Source organism: Brevundimonas vesicularis, assembly GCF_027886425.1.
GTDB lineage: Bacteria > Pseudomonadota > Alphaproteobacteria > Caulobacterales > Caulobacteraceae > Brevundimonas > Brevundimonas vesicularis_C.
Genome location: NZ_CP115671.1, coordinates 975899 through 993078, shown reverse-complemented (window position 1 = coordinate 993078; position 17180 = coordinate 975899). Strand labels below are relative to the sequence as shown.

General features: G+C 66.6%; 21 protein-coding genes. 11 read left to right on the top strand and 10 right to left on the bottom strand.

Going from position 1 to position 17180, the window contains the following annotated elements:
- Nucleotides 1–25 precede the first annotated feature (25 nt).
- From PFY01_RS04965 to PFY01_RS04940, 6 genes are all read right to left on the bottom strand, one after another.
- Nucleotides 26–778 (bottom strand): hypothetical protein, encoded by a 753-nt coding sequence (locus tag PFY01_RS04965; protein WP_271042640.1) that lies wholly within the window; start codon nucleotides 776–778, stop codon nucleotides 26–28.
- A gap of 151 nt (nucleotides 779–929) precedes the next feature.
- A complete protein-coding gene (locus tag PFY01_RS04960; RefSeq protein WP_271042639.1) occupies nucleotides 930–2126 on the bottom strand; it encodes an acetyl-CoA C-acyltransferase in 1197 nt (398 codons plus the stop codon).
- Nucleotides 2127–2172: 46 nt separating this feature from the next.
- Entirely contained in the window at nucleotides 2173–3144 is a 972-nt protein-coding gene (locus tag PFY01_RS04955; RefSeq protein ID WP_271042638.1) for a flavin reductase family protein, read from the bottom strand.
- Between the two features lie 81 nt (nucleotides 3145–3225).
- Nucleotides 3226–3840: a DUF1190 domain-containing protein gene (locus PFY01_RS04950; protein WP_271042637.1), complete on the bottom strand. Its 615-nt coding sequence runs from the start codon at nucleotides 3838–3840 to the stop codon at nucleotides 3226–3228.
- A 4-nt stretch (nucleotides 3841–3844) separates the two neighbouring features.
- A complete protein-coding gene (locus PFY01_RS04945; protein ID WP_017506364.1) occupies nucleotides 3845–4258 on the bottom strand; it encodes a DUF350 domain-containing protein in 414 nt (137 codons plus the stop codon).
- Between the two features lie 26 nt (nucleotides 4259–4284).
- Nucleotides 4285–4932 (bottom strand): YjfK family protein, encoded by a 648-nt coding sequence (locus tag PFY01_RS04940; RefSeq protein WP_271042636.1) that lies wholly within the window; start codon nucleotides 4930–4932, stop codon nucleotides 4285–4287.
- A 138-nt stretch (nucleotides 4933–5070) separates the two neighbouring features.
- On the opposite strand from PFY01_RS04940, the gene PFY01_RS04935 reads away from it, so the two are divergent.
- From PFY01_RS04935 to PFY01_RS04905, 7 genes are all read left to right on the top strand, one after another.
- Nucleotides 5071–5751, top strand: a complete 681-nt coding sequence (locus PFY01_RS04935) for a DUF2170 family protein (protein WP_271042635.1) — start codon at nucleotides 5071–5073, stop codon at nucleotides 5749–5751.
- Between the two features lie 16 nt (nucleotides 5752–5767).
- Nucleotides 5768–6508 carry a PspA/IM30 family protein gene (locus PFY01_RS04930; RefSeq protein ID WP_271042634.1) on the top strand — a complete coding sequence of 247 codons (741 nt, stop codon included), beginning with the start codon at nucleotides 5768–5770 and terminating at the stop codon, nucleotides 6506–6508.
- Between the two features lie 3 nt (nucleotides 6509–6511).
- The gene (locus PFY01_RS04925) at nucleotides 6512–7690 is read left to right on the top strand and encodes a glutathionylspermidine synthase family protein (protein WP_271042633.1); all 1179 of its coding nucleotides are present in this window, start codon (nucleotides 6512–6514) and stop codon (nucleotides 7688–7690) included.
- A gap of 71 nt (nucleotides 7691–7761) precedes the next feature.
- The gene (locus PFY01_RS04920; protein ID WP_271042632.1) at nucleotides 7762–8640 is read left to right on the top strand and encodes a hypothetical protein; all 879 of its coding nucleotides are present in this window, start codon (nucleotides 7762–7764) and stop codon (nucleotides 8638–8640) included.
- A 145-nt stretch (nucleotides 8641–8785) separates the two neighbouring features.
- Nucleotides 8786–9817 carry a tRNA dihydrouridine(20/20a) synthase DusA gene (gene dusA / locus PFY01_RS04915; RefSeq protein WP_271042631.1) on the top strand — a complete coding sequence of 344 codons (1032 nt, stop codon included), beginning with the start codon at nucleotides 8786–8788 and terminating at the stop codon, nucleotides 9815–9817.
- 61 nt (nucleotides 9818–9878) lie between these two features.
- Nucleotides 9879–10547, top strand: coding sequence for a hypothetical protein (locus tag PFY01_RS04910; RefSeq protein ID WP_271042630.1), 669 nt, complete (start codon nucleotides 9879–9881; stop codon nucleotides 10545–10547).
- A gap of 185 nt (nucleotides 10548–10732) precedes the next feature.
- Nucleotides 10733–11290 carry a 3D domain-containing protein gene (locus tag PFY01_RS04905; protein ID WP_055752860.1) on the top strand — a complete coding sequence of 186 codons (558 nt, stop codon included), beginning with the start codon at nucleotides 10733–10735 and terminating at the stop codon, nucleotides 11288–11290.
- A gap of 74 nt (nucleotides 11291–11364) precedes the next feature.
- On the opposite strand, the gene PFY01_RS04900 is transcribed toward PFY01_RS04905, so the two are convergent.
- The 3 genes from PFY01_RS04900 to PFY01_RS04890 all read right to left on the bottom strand — a co-directional run bounded on the left by PFY01_RS04900 (nucleotide 11365) and on the right by PFY01_RS04890 (nucleotide 14622).
- Entirely contained in the window at nucleotides 11365–12255 is an 891-nt protein-coding gene (locus PFY01_RS04900) for a hypothetical protein (RefSeq protein ID WP_055752859.1), read from the bottom strand.
- Between the two features lie 82 nt (nucleotides 12256–12337).
- Nucleotides 12338–12661 (bottom strand): Mpo1-like protein, encoded by a 324-nt coding sequence (locus PFY01_RS04895; RefSeq protein ID WP_026108600.1) that lies wholly within the window; start codon nucleotides 12659–12661, stop codon nucleotides 12338–12340.
- 47 nt (nucleotides 12662–12708) lie between these two features.
- On the bottom strand, nucleotides 12709–14622 hold the full coding sequence (locus tag PFY01_RS04890; RefSeq protein ID WP_271042629.1) for a DEAD/DEAH box helicase: 1914 nt from the start codon (nucleotides 14620–14622) through the stop codon (nucleotides 12709–12711).
- 206 nt (nucleotides 14623–14828) lie between these two features.
- Here PFY01_RS04890 and PFY01_RS04885 point away from each other — a divergent pair, with 206 nt between their 5' ends.
- Nucleotides 14829–15038 carry a flagellar basal body rod C-terminal domain-containing protein gene (locus PFY01_RS04885; RefSeq protein ID WP_066623816.1) on the top strand — a complete coding sequence of 70 codons (210 nt, stop codon included), beginning with the start codon at nucleotides 14829–14831 and terminating at the stop codon, nucleotides 15036–15038.
- Nucleotides 15039–15042: 4 nt separating this feature from the next.
- Here PFY01_RS04885 and PFY01_RS04880 read toward each other — a convergent pair whose 3' ends face one another.
- The gene (locus tag PFY01_RS04880) at nucleotides 15043–15726 is read right to left on the bottom strand and encodes a winged helix-turn-helix transcriptional regulator (RefSeq protein ID WP_271042628.1); all 684 of its coding nucleotides are present in this window, start codon (nucleotides 15724–15726) and stop codon (nucleotides 15043–15045) included.
- Between the two features lie 58 nt (nucleotides 15727–15784).
- Between PFY01_RS04880 and PFY01_RS04875 the strand changes: the two genes are divergently transcribed.
- Genes PFY01_RS04875 through PFY01_RS04865 form a run of 3 tightly spaced genes read left to right on the top strand, consistent with a single transcriptional unit; the run spans nucleotide 15785 to nucleotide 17168 of the window.
- A complete protein-coding gene (locus tag PFY01_RS04875; RefSeq protein WP_271042627.1) occupies nucleotides 15785–16228 on the top strand; it encodes a VOC family protein in 444 nt (147 codons plus the stop codon).
- Nucleotides 16228–16689 carry an SRPBCC family protein gene (locus PFY01_RS04870; RefSeq protein ID WP_271042626.1) on the top strand — a complete coding sequence of 154 codons (462 nt, stop codon included), beginning with the start codon at nucleotides 16228–16230 and terminating at the stop codon, nucleotides 16687–16689. Before PFY01_RS04875 ends, PFY01_RS04870 begins: the two co-directional genes overlap by 1 nt.
- Nucleotides 16686–17168, top strand: coding sequence for a VOC family protein (locus tag PFY01_RS04865; RefSeq protein WP_271042625.1), 483 nt, complete (start codon nucleotides 16686–16688; stop codon nucleotides 17166–17168). The genes PFY01_RS04870 and PFY01_RS04865 overlap by 4 nt, the downstream gene beginning before the upstream one ends.
- Nucleotides 17169–17180 lie beyond the last annotated feature (12 nt).

Sequence of the window (17180 nt, the reverse complement as noted above, 5' to 3'; positions counted from 1 at the left end):
AAACTTACTAAAGCGTCTGTTGTCGCTACTCTTTGGCGGCATCGGCCATGAAGGTTGAACCTGACGCCTCTTCGAAATTTGTTAGCGCGACTCGCAGTGCGGCTGACGCTTTTGCGTCTCCAAAGATGAGGGCGACGGTATTAACCGACAGCAAGCCTCGATAGACGTAGTTCCAGAAATCTTGGACGTGCTCTGTTATGCGAGGAGTGCCATTCATGCCGCGAAGGTGGAAACGCCGTTGAGGGCCGCCGCACATATCCATGATGTGAGGAGAAGCTGCATGGACGTAGCCCGAATAGGTCTGCTGAACTACACGGAGCGCCTTCATGCTGGGGTCGTCTTCCGGCGTGCCAAGTCTTCGACCTAGCCAGTCACGAATGTCACCGCGCGCGATATGATAACGACCTTTGGTACTATCTATTGGTGCCACCCCTTCCTCAAACTCCTCCTGCCAAAAGCTCTTTAGATATTTGCGGTGGAGTTTGACGGTGCCATCCTGGGCCCCAAAACATAGGAACAAGATGTCCTCGTCTAACTCATCCAATGTGCGTTGGATGACGCCTTGCTCCTGAACATAGCCACTGGCTAACAGTATATCGCAAGCGTTTAAGCCGCTGATTTGGCGAGCCAGCTTTAGCAGTATAGCCTGCTGTATAGTCTGCTCGACGTAACGCAGCGTAACACCCCCTCCGTGCCTGACCACGCGAGGGGGTGGAACCTGGACCTCCAATTTTTCGAAGCCAGCTTCCATCGCGTCGATAGCGTTACGAAACAGCATGCGAGAGGTCATCTGACCTCAAGGATCATTGCTAAGAGGCGACAGGACACCATCGCCGATAATGTCTTATGACGAAGACAGTGTCCGCATGCCGCATAGTTCACGATGTCCGCCTCCCCATGACGGGCGCAGGCTTAAAGCGCTCGAGATTCTAAACCAACTCCACGCCCATCGCCGTCGCTTCGCCGCCGCCGATGCACAGGGCGGCCATGCCGCGGGTCTTGCCGTGGGCCTTCAGGGCGGACAGCAGGGTGGTCAGGACGCGTGCTCCTGAAGCCCCAAGCGGGTGGCCCAGGGCGCAGGCGCCGCCGTTGACGTTGATCTTGTCGTGGGGGATGCCGAGTTCCTGCATGGCGATCATCGGCACGATGGCGAAGGCCTCGTTGACCTCCCACAGATCCACATCGTCGGCGCTCCAGCCGGCCTTCTTCAGCGCCTTTTGCAGGGCGAAGACCGGGGCGGTGGTGAACAGGTGCGGCTCGTGAGCGTGGGCGGCCTGGCTGACCACGCGGGCGATCGGCGTCAGGCCCAGGGTTTCAGCCGTAGACCGGCGCATCATGACCAGGGCGGCGGCGCCGTCCGAGATCGAGGCGGCGGAAGCCGCGGTGATGGTGCCGTCCTTGCCGAAGGCGGGCTTCAGATTGGGGATCTTGGACGGGTCGGACCGGGTCGGCTGTTCGTCGCGGTCGACGGTGACGGGACCCTTGCGGGTCTTGACCTCGACCGAGGCGATTTCGGCGTCGAAGGCGCCTGAGTCCTGGGCGCGCTTGGCCCGGCCGGCGCTTTCGATGGCGTAGGCGTCCTGCTGTTCGCGGGTGAACTGATAGTCCTTGGCCGTGTCCTCAGCGAACTGGCCCATCAGCTTGCCGGGGGTGTAAGCGTCCTCCAGCCCGTCCAGATACATGCTGTCAGAAATGACGTCGTGGCCGATGCGCGCGCCGCCCCGGTGCTTTTGCATCAGATACGGGGCGTTGGTCATGGACTCCATGCCGCCCGCCACGATCACGTCGGCCGAACCAGCGGCCAGCGCATCGTGCGCCATCATGGCCGCCTGCATGCCCGAGCCGCACATCTTGTTGATGGTGGTCGCCTCGGTCGAGACGGGCAGGCCTGCGCCCATGCCCGCCTGACGCGCCGGCGCCTGGCCGAGGCCCGCAGGCAGGACGCAGCCCATGATGATCTGCTCGACCTTTTGCGGATCGAGGCCCGCGCGGTCCAGCGCCGCCTTGACCGCGACGGCGCCCAGGTCAGTGGACTTGGCGTCGGACAGCGCGCCCTGGAAACCGCCCATCGGGGTGCGGGCGTAGGAGACGATGACGACGGGATCGGCGGACGTGGTCGCGGACATGGTGCGGCTTCCTCTATTTCGGGCGAGAGATAGCGATCCCGGCCGGTCAGGAAAAGTGCAGCCGCCGATACTTGCCCCGGAAATAGAGCAGCGGATCGCGGCGCGGCTCGAACCGGGCGCGCCTGACGCGGCCGATGATGACCAGGTGATCGCCGGCCTCGACGATCTGCTCGGTTCCGCATTCGAAGCTGGCCAGGGCGCCCGAGAGGATGGGCGCGCCGGTGTCCCATGCCTCCCACGCCACGTCCTGGAACCGGTCGGCCTGGGACCGGGCGAAGACGCCGGAGGTCGGCTGCTGGCCGATATGCAGGACGTTGATGGCGAAATGTTCGGCCTGGCGGAAGCGGTCGACATTGGTGGACGAGCGGGCCAGGCAAAACAGGATCAGCGGCGGGTCCAGCGACACCGAGGAGAAGGAGTTGGCGGTCAGGCCGACGGGCTGTCCGGCCTCGTCCAGGGTCGTGACCACCGTGACCCCAGTGGCGAAACAGCCCAGGGCGTCGCGCAGGGTGCGCGGGTCGGAGCCGGCCTGATAATGCAGGGCGTCGCGCGGGGCGTGGCGTTCGAGGAAGCCCAGGAGGGCGGCGTTCTCGGCCTCGACCGCGTCCGGCGCCTCGGCGCGCGCGATCGTCTGGCGCGGAATGCCGGCCAACTGTGTCTCAAGCTCGGGCGAGACAGCCCCCTGCCCTTCGGCGACGACCACCAGACAGCTGGCCAGGGCCGGGCCGGTGACGGCGAGCGCAGGGACGACGGCCGCCAGCGTCGTGTCGGAACAGACGATGGCCGGGCGAGAGGAAAGCTCGGTCAGCAGTCGACGCAGGGCGGCGGAGCTGTCGTCCGCCTCGTCGAAGTCGGCAGCCAGCATGACGTGGCGGCCGGCCTCGACCAGCGCCCGCACCGACCGGCGCCAGTCGCCGGACAGACGTTCGGGCGCGTCGATCAGCAGGACGATCGGATCCTCAGGGTCGCCCCAGCTTTCGACGTCCAGGCCTCCGTGCGGGGGCGGCGATGCGGTCATGAGGCAGGGCGGTCCGGTCTGTCGTGAAGCGTGAGAGCGATCCCTATTAGGGGAAGACCGGCGCTTGGCGCCAGAACTGTATCAGCCGCCGTAGCCTCGGCCGCCGCCGCCGAAGCCGCCGCGCGAGACGACGGTGGTTCGGCTCTGCACCCGCGTCGGGGCCTGACGGGCGACGTCGCCATGTTCGCGCGCATTGGTCAGGGTCTTGCCGGTGCGATAGTCGCGGTAGGCGTAGCCGCCGCCGTAGCCGTTGGACAGCCGCCCCTCGCGGTCGCGATACAGCGGTCCGCCGCCGCGATAGCCGCCGCCGTTCAGCATCTGGCCGACGATGAAGCCGGTCAACAGCGGAGTGAAGAAGGAGCCGCCGTTGTTGTTCGGCTGGCACTGCGACGGTCCCCACTGACCCTCGCACTCCTCGCGGGTGGCGTAGCGCGGCGCGGTCTTTGCGGCCTCCTGCTGAGCCTTGGCCAAGGCGGCGTCGCATTCATTGTCGGGAATGTCGTTGGCGGCCTTGCACTCGTCCAGCGACTGATAGGCCAGGGTCGGCTCGGGCTCGGGCGCCGGGACGCGCTGGGGCGAGCCGCAGGCGGCCAGCGAGAAGCTGGCGGTCGCCATCAGGCTGCTGACGTGCAGGACGCGCGAGCGCTTCAGCCGGCGCATGGTGTCTGTCTTGGGAAGGTCTTTGGGGTCGGTCATGGGTTCACGACGTCATGCAGGCGGCGTTGAGCAGGCCGACGCAGATGGAGATGGAGGCCAGATAGACGGCCGCGGCGATCTCGCCCGCCTCGATGCGGACGACCAGGTTGCGGAAGGCCATTCGGCTGATGGCGACGAAGACGACGATCTGGATCACGCCGGCCAGAAGGGCCCAGGCTGCGAACTCCATCAGGCTGACGGTGTGCGACAGGGCCGAGGCCAGAGGCAGGACATAACCGATCAGGGCGCCCCCCAGAGCGATGGCGGCGGCCGTGTTCCCCTCACGGATCAGCGTGTGTTCGTGATAGGGCGTGACCCACTGGTAGATCAGTTTGAAGGCCAGGGTGAAGGCGCCCGCCATGGCGAAGGCGATCAGGAAGGCGATCGCCCCCTGCTGAAAAATGAACCAGTCGAACATCGGTCTTGCCCCCTCGGATTGCGCGCTCAGGCGCGGAACTCGGCCATTTCCAACGGAATGCCGATCATGATTTCGTGCGTGGTGTCGCCGCCCTCGGGCTGCTGCTCAAGCGCCAGCATCAGCTCGCGCCCGCCGCCCAGCTCGCGCGCATACAACATGCAGGTCTGGAAGATCTTGGCATAGGGCGTGGTCGCGGCGCGGTCGTCCCAGATCGTCTCCCACAGGGTGACGGGCGGCTGAATGGCGTCGCTCTCGGCGAACCAGAAGCGCGGATAGTCGGGCAACTCCTCGGCCGCGCCGTGAAAGACCGGCGCCGACAGTCGGTCGCGCCAGATGCGGCGTTCGCGCTCGCCCGGCGGATAGGCCGAGGTCCAGGGCACGAACAGGCTGAAGTCGTAGGTTTCCAGGCCCGCCTCGTCGTCGCTCATGGCCTGAAGCATGACGTGGTCGTCGGTGTAGAAGCGATGGACGAACTGGCCGCTGTCCAGGCTGACCACCCCCTGCGCCGAGATGTCCAGCACGTCGCGATCCAGGGTGAAATGGGTCTCGTCGCCCAGCCTGCGCCAGGCCAGCGCGTCCAGCGACACGGTGCGGCCGACGGTGATGTTGCGCACGGTCGCCAGCCGATTGGCGGGCGCGACCTTCTCCGACGAACCGAAAAGCTTCTTGAACATGGGCGACTATCTAGGCCCGATGCGCGCCGACGGCGAGCGAACAGAAGCGATGCGACCGAATGAGGCGGTTCATGGCGCGACATTCCGTCCGATCTTGCGTCAAGTCAAGCGTTCATGTTACGCGTTTCATGTAACGATATGCCGAATGACACATCGCCCTCTTCCGCCGCCAATGACCGCATCCGTGCGTGGCGACAGGCGCGTCGTGAGGCGGGCCTGGTCAAGCTGGAGCTTTGGGTGCCGGCCGCCGCCCGCGACGACGTCAAGGCGGCCGTGCGCGCCATCGTCACCGATTCCACGCGCGGGCCGCAGCTTGCGGGGCGCCCGCGCCGCCCCACTTCCGATTCCATCACCCCTGGAGACGACCATCAAATGGACGCCGTGATCGAGACCCCCTGGACCGTGCCCGCCATCAAGGCGGCGCTGGACGGCTCAACCCTGCTGCGTGACGGCGAAATGACCCTGCGCGTGGTCGAGGGCGCCGAGCCGGTGCTGCTGGCGACCATGCACGAATACGGCGATCTGCCGGTCTATCTGAGCGTCGGCGGCGCCCAGATCGTCTGCTCGGTCCTGCTGTGGCCGGTGTCGGAGCAGAAGGACCGCCATGCCTTCAACGAGTTCCTGCTGAAGGCCCAGCGCGTGGTGCCCCTGTCCAACTTCGCCATCACCAATGTCGGTGGCGAAGACGTGTATGAGCTGATGGGCGAACTCTCTTGCAAGACGACGCTTCAGACCATCCTGATCGAACTGCGCACCCTGGCCGAGAATGCGATCGACGCCACCGAACTGCGTGAAACCTTCGGCGCCGACGCCGCCTGATCCCGGAAGACCGACCATGTCCATGCTCAGAAAACTGTCCGCCCTGTTCCGCGGCACGGCCCACGATGCGGCCCAGGGCGTCGTCGACGCCAATGCGCTGAAGATCCTCGACCAGGAAATCCGCGACGCCGACAACGCCCAGGGCAAGGCCCGCGATGACCTGGCCGGCCTGGTGGCGCGCCGCCGCATGGCCGAAAACGAGATGGCCAGCTTCCGCGACCAGGTCGCCAAATACGAAAGTTCGGCCCGCACAGCCCTGGGTCAGGGCAAGACTGATCTGGCGCGCGAAGTCGCCGGCCGCATCGCCGAGCTGGAGGCCGAGATCACCAGCCGCGGCCCGCTGATCGAGGACATGAAGACGGCCGAGACGCGCCTGCGCACGGCCATCGCCTCGACAGACCAGAAGATCGAGACGCTTCGTCGCGAGATCGACATCGTCAAGGTCAACGATTCCGTCCAGAAGGCCCAGACGTCGGTCGCCCTGAACTCGGCCGGCGCCCAGTCGCGCATCGGCTCGGCGGCGGACAGTCTGCAACGCATCAAACAGCGCCAGGCGATCCAGGAAGAGAAGCTGAACGCCAGCCAAGCGCTGGAGGATCGTCGCACCGGCGCGGACCTGGACGCCAAGCTGCGCGAGGCCGGCATTCTGCCCGGCCATTCCTCGGCCGACGACGTCCTGGCGCGCCTGAGCCAGCCGGAGGTGACGGTGGTCACGCCGCGCATCGGCCAATCCACGCCCGACAAAGACCCGGCCTGATCCATGGAGCGTCTGCGCTTCGATCCCCGCACCGACTGGGACGCCAAGGCCGAGGAACTCGGCTTCACCTGGCGCCACACCGACGGCAAACCCTATTGGGACGAGACGGCGGCCTATGCCTTTTCGCTGGCCGAGATCGAGGACGGGATCGAGGCGCCGACCGAGGAACTGCACGGCCTGTGCCTGGAGCTGGTCAACGAGGCGGTTCAGTCCGAGCGGCTGATGGAACAGCTCGATATTCCCGAGACCATGCGGGACTATGTGGCCGACAGCTGGAAGCGGGGCGACCCGTCCCTCTATGGCCGGTTCGACTTCGCCTATGCCGGCTCGGGGGACGGGACGGGTCCGGCCAAGCTGTATGAATACAACGCCGACACCCCGACCAGCATCTATGAGACGGCGGTGTTTCAATGGCTGTGGCTGGAGGACCAGATCAAGGCCGGCGCCCTGCCCGCCGATGCGGATCAGTTCAACAGCCTGCATGAGAAGCTGGTCGATCGCTTCCGCGCCATCTTCCCGAACGGCGGCTTCGTGCATTTCGCCTCGGACGCCGATTTCGTCGAGGATCGCCAGACCGTGCGCTTCCTGGAAGACCTGGCCCAACAGGCCGGGCTGGAGCCCCAGTTCGTCGCCATCGACCAGATCGGGCTGAACGCCGACGGCCGGTTCGTGGACCACGAGAACTGGATCATCCAGGCGATGTTCAAGCTCTATCCGTGGGAGCAGATGCTGCGCGACGACTACGCCGCCCCGCTGCCGACGGCGGACGTGACCGTGCTGGAGCCGGCGTGGAAGAGCATCCTGTCCAACAAGGCCATCCTGCCGCTGTTGTGGGAGCGGCATGCGGGCCACCCCAACCTGCTGGAATCCTATTTCGAGGGCGATCCGGCCGAGGCGGCGCTGGGCTCATCCTATGTGCGCAAGCCGTTGTTCTCGCGCGAGGGCGACAATGTCGAACTGATCGACCGGGGCGTCAGCGCCGCAGAGGTGGTGGACGGCGGCTATGGCGAGGGGCGCTACATCCGCCAGGCGCTGTGCGATCCGCCCCTGTTCGACGGCAATCATGTGATCGTCGGGTCGTGGCTGGTGGGAACCGAACCGGCGGGCATCAGCCTGCGCGAGGACACGGGCCGCATCACCAGGAACACCTCGCGCTTCGTGCCGCACTTCATCCGCGACTGAGGCGCAGGCAGGCAACCAAGCCGGACGACCATCGTTTTGTCGGCTGACATCAACCGACAAGAAACCTTCCCATGCGCAACGTCCGCCTCGCCCTGATCGCCACCACCGCCCTGACCCTCGCGGGCGGCGCTGCAGTCGCCCAGACGCAATACCCCTCGACGACACAGGATCGGCTGGGCGCGGTCGTGGGCGCCCTGTTCGGCGATCGTCTGGGCCTGTCGGCAATGGATCAGGCCTGGCTGCGCGGCGGCCGTCCGTTGCGTGACGGCCAGAGCCAGTTCTCCACCCGCGTGGACGCCAGCGTGCGCGCCGGCGGCGTCTCCGCCTCGGCCGCCACGCGCCTGCGCGCGGACTACGCGGCCCTGGTTGATCTGGAGAACCAATACGCCGTCGGCGGCATCTCGGCCCAGGAACGCGCGGATCTGAACGCCCGCTACACCGCCCTTACCCAGACGCTGGAAGCCGGCGCCTCGGGCTATGCCGACATGGACACCGTCGCCCAAGGCCGCGCGGAGTTCGACACCCGCGTCAACGCCGCCGTGACCGCGCGCCGCATCACCCGCACAGAGGCGACGCGCCTGAAGTCCGACTATCAGGCCCTGATCCAGCTGGAGAGCCGCTACAGCGCCGATGGATCGATCAGCGCCAGCGAACGCGCCGATCTGGACGCGCGTCTGGACGCCCTGGACCTGCGGGTCGGCGACGGCCCAGCCGGACAGACGCCGTCCGCCAACCTGCCCGCCCGCACCCGTCTGGCGAACCTGGAAACCGCCCTGACCGCCGCCGAACGCTCGGGCGCCGTCAGCCGCACCGAGGCCGCCGACATCCGCGTCGAGGCCGGCGACCTCGCACGCCTGGACGCCGCCTATAGCCGCACCAGCCCCTCGTCCGACGACACGGCCTACATGAGCCGCCGCATTGGCGAACTGGAACTGCGCGCCCGCCGCTAAGCGTGACCAAAGCGTCCCGTGTGATCCGGCACGGGACGCCTCTCCGGCTACACCTGTGCATTGGGAGCTCTGATTTCACGGCGGCGCGTAAATGGCGTATGGGCACCCGCAGTCGCCTTTGCATCGCCGGTCAAGCCGCACCCCCATGTCCCTGAACGCCTCCCGCACGCTGTCCATCGCCCCGATGATGGACTGGACCGATCGGCATTGCCGGGCGTTCCACAGGGCGCTGACGACCAAGGCGCTGCTCTATACCGAGATGGTGACGGCGCCGGCGGTGTTGCACGGGGATCGCGAGCGGCTGCTGGGGTTTGATGCTCTGGAGCATCCGGTGGCCTTGCAACTGGGCGGATCGGACCCGGCGCAGCTGGCCGAGGCCGCCAAGGTCGGTGAGGCGTTCGGCTATGACGAGATCAATCTGAACGTCGGCTGCCCGTCGGACCGGGTGCAGTCGGGTCGGTTCGGGGCCTGCCTGATGCGCGAGCCGGAGTTGGTGGCCGACTGTATGGCGGCGATCAAGGGGGCCGTCAGCGTGCCCGCCACCGTCAAATGCCGCATCGGCGTGGATGATCAGGACCCGGCCGTCAGCCTGTTCGCCACGGCGGACGCCTGCGCCGCCGTCGGGATCGAGGTCTTCGTCGTCCATGCGCGCAAGGCCTGGCTGAAGGGGTTGTCGCCCAAGGAGAACCGCGACGTGCCGCCGCTGGACTATGATCTGGTGCGCCGGCTGAAGCGCGAGCGGCCGCATCTGAACATCTCGATCAATGGAGGCATCGCCTCAATGGACGCGGTCGAGGCGCATCTGGCCGAGATCGACGGCGTCAAGCTGGACGGGGTCATGCTGGGTCGCGCCGCGTATCACGAGCCGGCCATTCTGGGTCAGGCGGATCGTCGCCTGTATGGCGAGCCGGTCCAGGACACCGACGCCTTCGCCGCGCTGGAGCGCTATCGGCCCTATATGGCCGCGCGTCTGGACGAAGGCGTCGCCCTGCCTGCGATGGCGAGGCATATGCTGGGCCTGATGCACGGCCGGCCCGGCGCGAGGGCGTTCCGTCGCATTCTGACGGTCGAGGCGATCAAGCCCGGCGCCGGCCTGGAGGTGCTGGATCGAGCGGTAGAGGCTGTGCGCGATGCCGAGGCGAGGCGCGACACGGCGCCCGGCGACTGGGTGGCGTAACCCAATCTTCAGAGCTGGCCGGCAAGGTTAAGAGAACCCTGCCGTTTCGGACCTGCACGCCATGAAGACCCCGCTGATCGCCGCCGTCATCGCGGCCGCCCTGCCCGCCACATCGGCCCTGGCGCAGGCTGACGGCCGGTTCGCCGTCGGCGCCCAGGTCGGCACGCCGGGCGCGGGCCTTCAGGCCCAGTTCGCGCTCAGCCCGGTCGTGGTGCTGCGCGGCGGCTATGACGTGCTGAAATGGGATCGGGACCAGACCTACAAGGGCATCGATTACGACGCCAAGATCGACTTCAAGTCGCCGGGCGCCTTTGTGGACCTGCATCCGTTCCGCAACGGCTTTCTGATCTCGGGCGGGGCCTATTTCGGCGATCGCAAGGTCGATCTGGATGCGACGCCCACCGGAAACGTCAATGTCGGCGGCGCGACCTTCACCCCGGCCCAGGTCGGGACATTGACCGGCCGCATCGACCTGGAGAGCACCGCGCCCTTCGTCGGCCTGGGCTATGACAACACCTTTACGCGCGGCGGAAGGCTCGGCTTCCGCATTCTGGCCGGCGCGGCCTTTGGCGATGCGCCGCAAGTGGATCTGGGCGCTCGCGGCGGGACGCTGTCGAACGACCCTACCTTCCGTTCGCGTCTGGATCAGGAAGAGCGTGAGATTCAGGCCGAGGCCGATGATTACAAGGTCCTGCCGGTGCTTCAGGCGGGCCTCAACTTCAAGTTTTGAAGCCCGGGGCGTCGTCCCCAAGCGCTCAGACTGGGGATAAATAAGTCATGCAAAACAGGGCATTAACCTAGAAACAAATCGTAACAGACGGGGCCAAGGCGGGTTCCGCCACTTTCTCGCCACAGGTTAACGCGACAAGGCCAGCGCCGGCGGCGTTGGGAGCCGGTGTCTCCTGAGCGAAACTCATGATCGGCGCCTCCGCTGCTATCGCCATGCTTTGGGCTGCCGTATCGTCTGTGACGAGCGGGCCTGTCCCCTACAATGACGTCGTAGCGGCGGATCAAGTCAGGACTGAAACCCCTGCCGCCATCGTCGGTTCCGATGAAGTCGAGACCGCCCTGAACGCCGAACAGGCCGAGCTGATGGCCTCCGATCCGGATTGGCGCGCCTCGGCGCGCCTCTATCACGCAGGCGGCGGCGGCGCGACGGGCAACGATTCGCTGGGTTGCCGTCCGATCGCTATGCGCACCGTCGCGGTCGATCCCCGCGTGATACCGCGCCGCACCAAGCTGTTCATCCGCGAAACGGTCGGCATGCGCCTGGCCGACGGTTCGATCCACGACGGCTACTGGTACGCCTCCGACACCGGCGGCGCGATCAAGGGCCAGAAGATCGACCTCTATACCGGCAACGGTCGCGGCTCGATGAACCAGGCGCAGCGCCTGAACATGCGTACCCTGACCATCGTGGACGCCGGCGATTTCGACGGCTGCCCCCCGGCCTGGACCACCGCTTCCAACTGATCCGGCCGATCATGAAAAACGCCGGCTGACCGCGAAGGTCAGCCGGCGTTTTCGTGTCTGAAGCCTTGCGCCAATCAGTCCAATTCGGACACTTCCAGCGTCGACTGGACCATCGAGCCGTTATAGGTGCCGACCCAGATGTCGTAGCGGCCGCTCTGCGGATTGGTGATCGTCACCTTCGGATCGACGCCGCCCGCGCCGTCGTCGTCGCAGTAGAAGCGGCCGTTGGGCGTATTGATCAGCAGGGTCGTGTCCTCGTCCGCGCGAACGCGGAAGGTCAGATCGGCGTCGCCCGGCTCGAAGAAAATCTGGATGTCCGGGGCTGAACTGACCGAACCTTCGCAGCCCGACTTGGCGGCCGAGGCGGGCGACGAACCGCCGGCCAGGATCGACTTGGTCCAGGGGTCGGGCGTGAAGCCGCCGCGGAGATTGGCCGTGCCGTAGTTGGGCTCAAGATCGATGTTGGGCGCCGCGCCCGCCGTCGTGTCCGTGCCGCCCAGTTCGCTGATCTGCAGCGTCGACTGGACCATGTTGTCGTTATAGGTGCCCAGCCAGATGTCGTAGCGACCGCTCTCGGGATTGGAGATTGTCACCATCGGGTCTAGGTCGCCGCCGCTGTCGTCGTCGCAGTACCAGCGGCCGCCGGGGCTGTTGACCAGCAGCGTCGTGTCCTCGCTGGCGACCGCCTTGATGGTCAGGTCCAGATCGCCGGCTTCGAAGTTCAGTTGCAGATCGGGCGCGGCGCTGACCTTGCCCTCGCAGCCCGACTGCGCCGCCGAGGCGGCGATCGAACCGCCCGCCAGGATGGACTTGGTCCAGGGATCGGGCGTGAAGCCGGTCTCCAGCCGCACCGAGCCGTAGTTGGGGTCCAGGGTGAAGTCGGGCTTGGCCCCGCTCTTCTGCGCCAGGCTGACGCCAGGGGCGAGCAGCACGGACGCAGCGGCGATGACGGCGATGGATTTCATGATGCTCCCTCCAGCAGCGGCGCAACGCCGCAGGGGGAGACTATTCCGTTTCGCCGAACCGTGCAGCTTGAAATGCGGTCTTTCAGAAGCGGCGCTTGCCCGTCACTGTCTCGAAGAACAGGCGAAAGTCGCCCATCAGGCTCCACAGCGGATATTTGAACGTCGCGGGCCGGTTCTTTTCGAAGAAGAAATGCCCGACCCAGGCGAAGCCGTAGCCCAGCAGCGGCATGGCCAGCAGCCACCAGGCGTTCCGCGTCGCCACGAAGGCGACGAAGGCCGAGATCACCAGAAAGGTGCCGACGACGTGGATGCGCCGACACGTCCGGTTGGAATGCTCGTGGATGTAATAGGGATAGAAGGCCTCGAACGAGGCGTAACGGCCCTCAGGTGCGGACGGCGTGCTCATGGGCGGAGGGTGCGCCTCCGCCCACGATCAGGCAAGTGCCGGCATGATCAGCCCTTGGGCTTGCCTTTGAAGCCGTCCTTCTTGAAGCCCGGCTTGGCCTTGAAGGGCTTCTTGGCATAGGGCTTGTCGCCCGAGGCGTTCGAGCGCGGATTGGCGCCGCTGTCAGCCCCCGACTTGCCGGAATGGGGGGCCCAGGGCTTCTTCTTGAACGGCGGGCGGGCGTCGCCCTCGCCGCCGTCGGCGCGCTTGTAGGGGGTCTTCTTGAAGGGGCGGTCGCCATCCTCGCGCGGCTTGCCGGCGAAGCGGCTGGCCTTCATCGAGCCGGGCGTCGGGGCTTCCGACGGCGTGATCTTCACCTCGTCCTTGGAGGCGGCGACGGCTTCGCGGAAGGCTTTCTCGTGGGTCTTGGCGACCTCGAACCGCGTCTCTTCGGGGAAGGTGCGGATGGCGCCGATCTGAGGCTTGGAAATGCCGCCGATGCGGCAGATCAGCGGTATCAGCCACTTGGGGTCGGCGTTCTTGTTGCGGCCCACGTCCAGACGGAACCAGACCACATCATCGGCGCCCAGGCGGTCGCCCGGCCAGGGTTGAGCCGCCGTGCCGTCGTCGTTGCGCACGGTGCGTTCGCGCTTGGCAGGACCGCGGTCCGAACCCGGATCGGACAGTTCTTCCGGCGCCGGCTGTTCCTTGCGCAGGAGGCGCACCAGGGCGGCGGCGATCTCGTCGGGCGTACGCTCGGCGATCATCCGCTTGGCGACGACCATGTCCTCGTCGGAGACGTCGGCCTCGAAGAACTCGGGCGACAGCAGACGGCCTTCGTCGGCCTTGCGGATTTCGTCGAAGGTCGGGGCGCCGGTCCAGACGGCGTCGACGCCGGCCTCGTCCATCAGCCGCTCGGCCTTGCGACGGCGCGAGTGCGGGACCAGCATGACCGAGATGCCCTTCTTGCCCGCCCGGCCCGTCCGGCCCGAACGGTGCAGCAGGCCGGCGCGGTTCATCGGCAGTTCGGCATGGATGACCAGACCCAGGTCCGGCAGGTCCAGACCGCGCGCGGCGACGTCGGTGGCGACACAGACGCGGGCGCGGCCGTCACGCAGCGACTGAAGCGCGTCGGTCCGCTCGCGCTGACCCATCTCGCCCGACAGGCTGACGGTCGAGAAGCCGCGCTCCAGCAGAGAGGATTGCAGGTGACGCACGCTGTCGCGCGTCGAGCAGAAGACCATGGCGCGCGGCGCCTCGAACCAGCGCAGGGTGTTGACCACCGCGTGCTCGATCTCGTTCGGCGCAATGCGATAGGCGCGGTATTCGATGTCGGCGTGCTGGCGCGTCTTGTCGGTCGCGTCGATGCGGACCGCGTCCTTCTGATAGCGTTTGGCCAGGGTCGCGATCTCACGCGCGATGGTCGCCGAGAACAGCAGGGTGCGACGTTCGGCCGGCGCCTGGTCCAGGATGTGCTCAAGGTCCTCGCGGAAGCCCATGTCCAGCATCTCGTCGGCCTCATCGAGGACGGCGACCTTTAGCTCGGACAGGTCCAGATTGCCCCGATCGATGTGGTCCTTCAGGCGGCCGGGCGTGCCGACGACGATGTGGACGCCGAAGCCGAGCGCGCGGGCTTCACGGCGCGCATCCATGCCGCCGACGCAGGTGGCGATCTTGGCGCCGGAGTCGGCGTACAGCCATTGCAGCTCAGCCGCGACCTGCATGGCCAGTTCCCGCGTGGGCGCGATGGCCAGGCAGAGCGGCGCGCCGCCGGGGCCGAAGATCGGCTTGTCGCCCAGCAGGGTCGGCGCAGCGGCCAGACCAAAGGCCACGGTCTTGCCCGAACCCGTCTGGGCCGAGACCAGCAGGTCGCGATCCGCATGCTCCGCCTCCAGGACGGCGGCCTGAACCGGAGTGGGTTCGGCATAGCCCTTGTTGATCAGGGCGCGGTCGAGCGCGGGATGGACGGCGGGAAAGGGCATAGGAAACCTGGGACAACGGACAAGGGCGGTCGCCGAAACGACCGCGCCCGGCCGAGGTCAGACCTCAGGCCGGGCGAATGATGGCGCTCTATACATCAATAAGGGCGCAAGCGGGGCGGAAAACGCCGTTCACCCTGTTCCTTCAGGCGACGTTGACCTGAAAGACGCAGTCTGGCGATCGAACCCACCGCGTCCGGAGCTTCGCCATGCAAGCGCTTTCCATAGCCGCCGCCGGAATGACGACCGCGCAGAACCGGTTCGACAACAGCGCGCGTCGCACCGCCACCGCGCCGTTGGACAATCTCGCCGAGGAAACCGTGGAGCGGATCCAGGCCAAGACCGCCTTCAACGCCAACGCCGCCGTTCTGCGCACCGCGGACGACATGACCGGCACGCTGCTGGACATGCTGGCCTGAAGCTTCAGACCGGCGCCTTCTCCGGCAGGTTGAAGAAGCCCGCGAAGCGGTCGAACACGGCCCGGTCGCCGGTCAGGGTCATCAGGCCGTCGGCCTCGAAGGCGGCGGGCGGGACCTTGCCGTAGACGCAGGCCGCGACCAGCGGCGGTTGGGTCGTCAGGACGACGTCGGCGGTGTCCGTGGCGCCGCGACGGGTCGTGATCGTCCCCTTTTCGATCTGAACGACAAAAGGTTCGTCGCCGAAGACGAAGCCGACGGTCATCGCTGCGTCTCCGGCCAGGGCCGGATCGAACATCGTCTCGAACGACTGCATGATCGACACCGCGCTGATCGGCAGTGTCGGGTCGTGGCGAGGCGAGCGCGCGGCCCAGCCGCCCAGCACCATGAAGACCGGCTTGATCTCGTATCCCCAAGGCGTCAGCTCATAGACCTGAACCGAGGCGGGCGGCGGCAGTTTGCGGCGGGTCACGATGCCCGAAGCCTCCAGCCCCTCCAGCCGCTGGGTCAGCACGTTCGCGGAAATGCCGTGCAGATCCTTTCGCAGATCACCGAACCGACGCGGGCCCATCATCAGTTCGCGGATCACCAGCAAGGCCCAGCGCTCGCCGATCAGGTCCAGCCCGTGTGCGGCGCCGCAGGCGTCGTGATATCGGCGACCAGCCCTATCGGTTATCTTTTCTAACTTCATAGTTGACTATCGTAATCATCGGAGTCAGGTTTCGCAAATAACAAGGAGAGGAAACGCCGTGGCTCAGCTGATTTTCATCAACCTGCCGGTCGCCGACCTGCCCCGATCGATCGCCTTCTATGAGGCCGTCGGCGCGACCAGGAACCCGATGTTCAGCGACGACACGGCCGCCTGTATGGTGGTGTCGGACGTGATCCACGTCATGCTGCTTACCCACGACAAATGGCGCACCTTCACCGACCGGGCGATCCCCGACGCCCATGCCTCGGCCCAGGTTCTGTTGTGCCTGTCCCGGGACAGCCGCGAGGCGGTCGACGCCGTCGTAGCCCAAGCGGAGGCCGCTGGCGGCGAGAGCGATCCGAACGCGTCCCAGGATTACGGCTTCATGTACGGCCGCAGCTATGCCGATCCGGACGGCCACATCTGGGAGGTGATGTGGATGGACCCGGCCGCCGTCGCCGCCGGTCCCGAAGCCTTCGCCGCCAACGCCATGGTGTCGTGATGGCCGACAGTCGTGAACTGAGCATCAGCCGTCTGATCAAGGCCTCGCCGGAGACGGTGTGGAAGATCTACACCGAGCGCACCGGCGAGTGGTTCTGCCCTCGCCCCTGGACCACGCCGGTCGTGGATTGGGACCTGCGCGTCGGCGGGCGGGCCAATGTCGAAATGGCTTCGCCTGAGGGCGAGCGGCATCCCTATTCCGGCGTGTTTCTGGAGGTGGTTCCGGGGCGCAAACTGGTCTCGACCGGCGCCTTCACCGAGGGCTGGGTTCCGCAGGCCGGCGACATGAACTTCGTGCGCATTGACACCTTCGAGCCCGAGGCCGGTGGAACCCGCTACACCGCCACCGCCCGGCATTGGGACGAAAAGGCCGCCGAAACCCACAAGGCCATGGGCTTCGAACAGGGATGGGGCGCCGTCGCCGATCAACTGGCGGCGTTGGCGGAGGGCGACGCGGCATGAGCGACAAGATCATTCCCTGCTTGTGGTTCGACGGCGACGCCGAGGCCGCGACCGCCTTCTATGTCAGCCTGCTGCCCGACAGCCGCATCACCGCCGTCAACCGCTCGCCGGTCGATACGCCCTCTGGCCCTGAAGGATCGGTGCTGACGGTGCAGTTCTTGCTGGCGGGTCGCCAGTATCTGGCGCTGAACGGCGGACCGAACTTTCGCTTCACCGAGGCCGTCTCCTTCATGGTGATGACCGAGGATCAGGCCGAGACGGACCGGCTGTGGGACGCCCTGCTCGCCGACGGCGGCAGCGAGAACGCCTGCGGCTGGTTGAAGGACCGCTGGGGCCTGTCGTGGCAGATCACGCCTCGTCGCCTGATGGAACTGACCACAGATCCGAACCCCGCGCGCGCCAAGGCCGCCATGCAGGCCATGATGGGCATGATCAAGATCGACATCGCGGCGCTGGACCGCGCCGTCGCCGACGTTTGAATCCAGAAAGAA

Bases quoted from the DNA above. Each gene is read 5' to 3' on its own strand.
- dusA (WP_271042631.1), top strand. From the start codon at position 8,786: ATGTCCCTGAACGCCTCCCGCACGCTGTCCATCGCCCCGATGATGGAC.
- PFY01_RS04960 (WP_271042639.1), bottom strand. From the start codon at position 2,126: ATGTCCGCGACCACGTCCGCCGATCCCGTCGTCATCGTCTCCTACGCC.
- PFY01_RS04880 (WP_271042628.1), bottom strand. From the start codon at position 15,726: ATGAAGTTAGAAAAGATAACCGATAGGGCTGGTCGCCGATATCACGAC.
- PFY01_RS04905 (WP_055752860.1), top strand. From the start codon at position 10,733: ATGATCGGCGCCTCCGCTGCTATCGCCATGCTTTGGGCTGCCGTATCG.
- PFY01_RS04955 (WP_271042638.1), bottom strand. From the start codon at position 3,144: ATGACCGCATCGCCGCCCCCGCACGGAGGCCTGGACGTCGAAAGCTGG.
- PFY01_RS04870 (WP_271042626.1), top strand. From the start codon at position 16,228: ATGGCCGACAGTCGTGAACTGAGCATCAGCCGTCTGATCAAGGCCTCG.
- PFY01_RS04925 (WP_271042633.1), top strand. From the start codon at position 6,512: ATGGAGCGTCTGCGCTTCGATCCCCGCACCGACTGGGACGCCAAGGCC.
- PFY01_RS04890 (WP_271042629.1), bottom strand. From the start codon at position 14,622: ATGCCCTTTCCCGCCGTCCATCCCGCGCTCGACCGCGCCCTGATCAAC.
- PFY01_RS04950 (WP_271042637.1), bottom strand. From the start codon at position 3,840: ATGACCGACCCCAAAGACCTTCCCAAGACAGACACCATGCGCCGGCTG.
- PFY01_RS04965 (WP_271042640.1), bottom strand. From the start codon at position 778: ATGCTGTTTCGTAACGCTATCGACGCGATGGAAGCTGGCTTCGAAAAA.
- PFY01_RS04945 (WP_017506364.1), bottom strand. From the start codon at position 4,258: ATGTTCGACTGGTTCATTTTTCAGCAGGGGGCGATCGCCTTCCTGATC.
- PFY01_RS04895 (WP_026108600.1), bottom strand. From the start codon at position 12,661: ATGAGCACGCCGTCCGCACCTGAGGGCCGTTACGCCTCGTTCGAGGCC.
- PFY01_RS04930 (WP_271042634.1), top strand. From the start codon at position 5,768: ATGTCCATGCTCAGAAAACTGTCCGCCCTGTTCCGCGGCACGGCCCAC.
- PFY01_RS04865 (WP_271042625.1), top strand. From the start codon at position 16,686: ATGAGCGACAAGATCATTCCCTGCTTGTGGTTCGACGGCGACGCCGAG.
- PFY01_RS04920 (WP_271042632.1), top strand. From the start codon at position 7,762: ATGCGCAACGTCCGCCTCGCCCTGATCGCCACCACCGCCCTGACCCTC.
- PFY01_RS04910 (WP_271042630.1), top strand. From the start codon at position 9,879: ATGAAGACCCCGCTGATCGCCGCCGTCATCGCGGCCGCCCTGCCCGCC.
- PFY01_RS04900 (WP_055752859.1), bottom strand. From the start codon at position 12,255: ATGAAATCCATCGCCGTCATCGCCGCTGCGTCCGTGCTGCTCGCCCCT.
- PFY01_RS04935 (WP_271042635.1), top strand. From the start codon at position 5,071: ATGCCGAATGACACATCGCCCTCTTCCGCCGCCAATGACCGCATCCGT.
- PFY01_RS04885 (WP_066623816.1), top strand. From the start codon at position 14,829: ATGCAAGCGCTTTCCATAGCCGCCGCCGGAATGACGACCGCGCAGAAC.
- PFY01_RS04940 (WP_271042636.1), bottom strand. From the start codon at position 4,932: ATGTTCAAGAAGCTTTTCGGTTCGTCGGAGAAGGTCGCGCCCGCCAAT.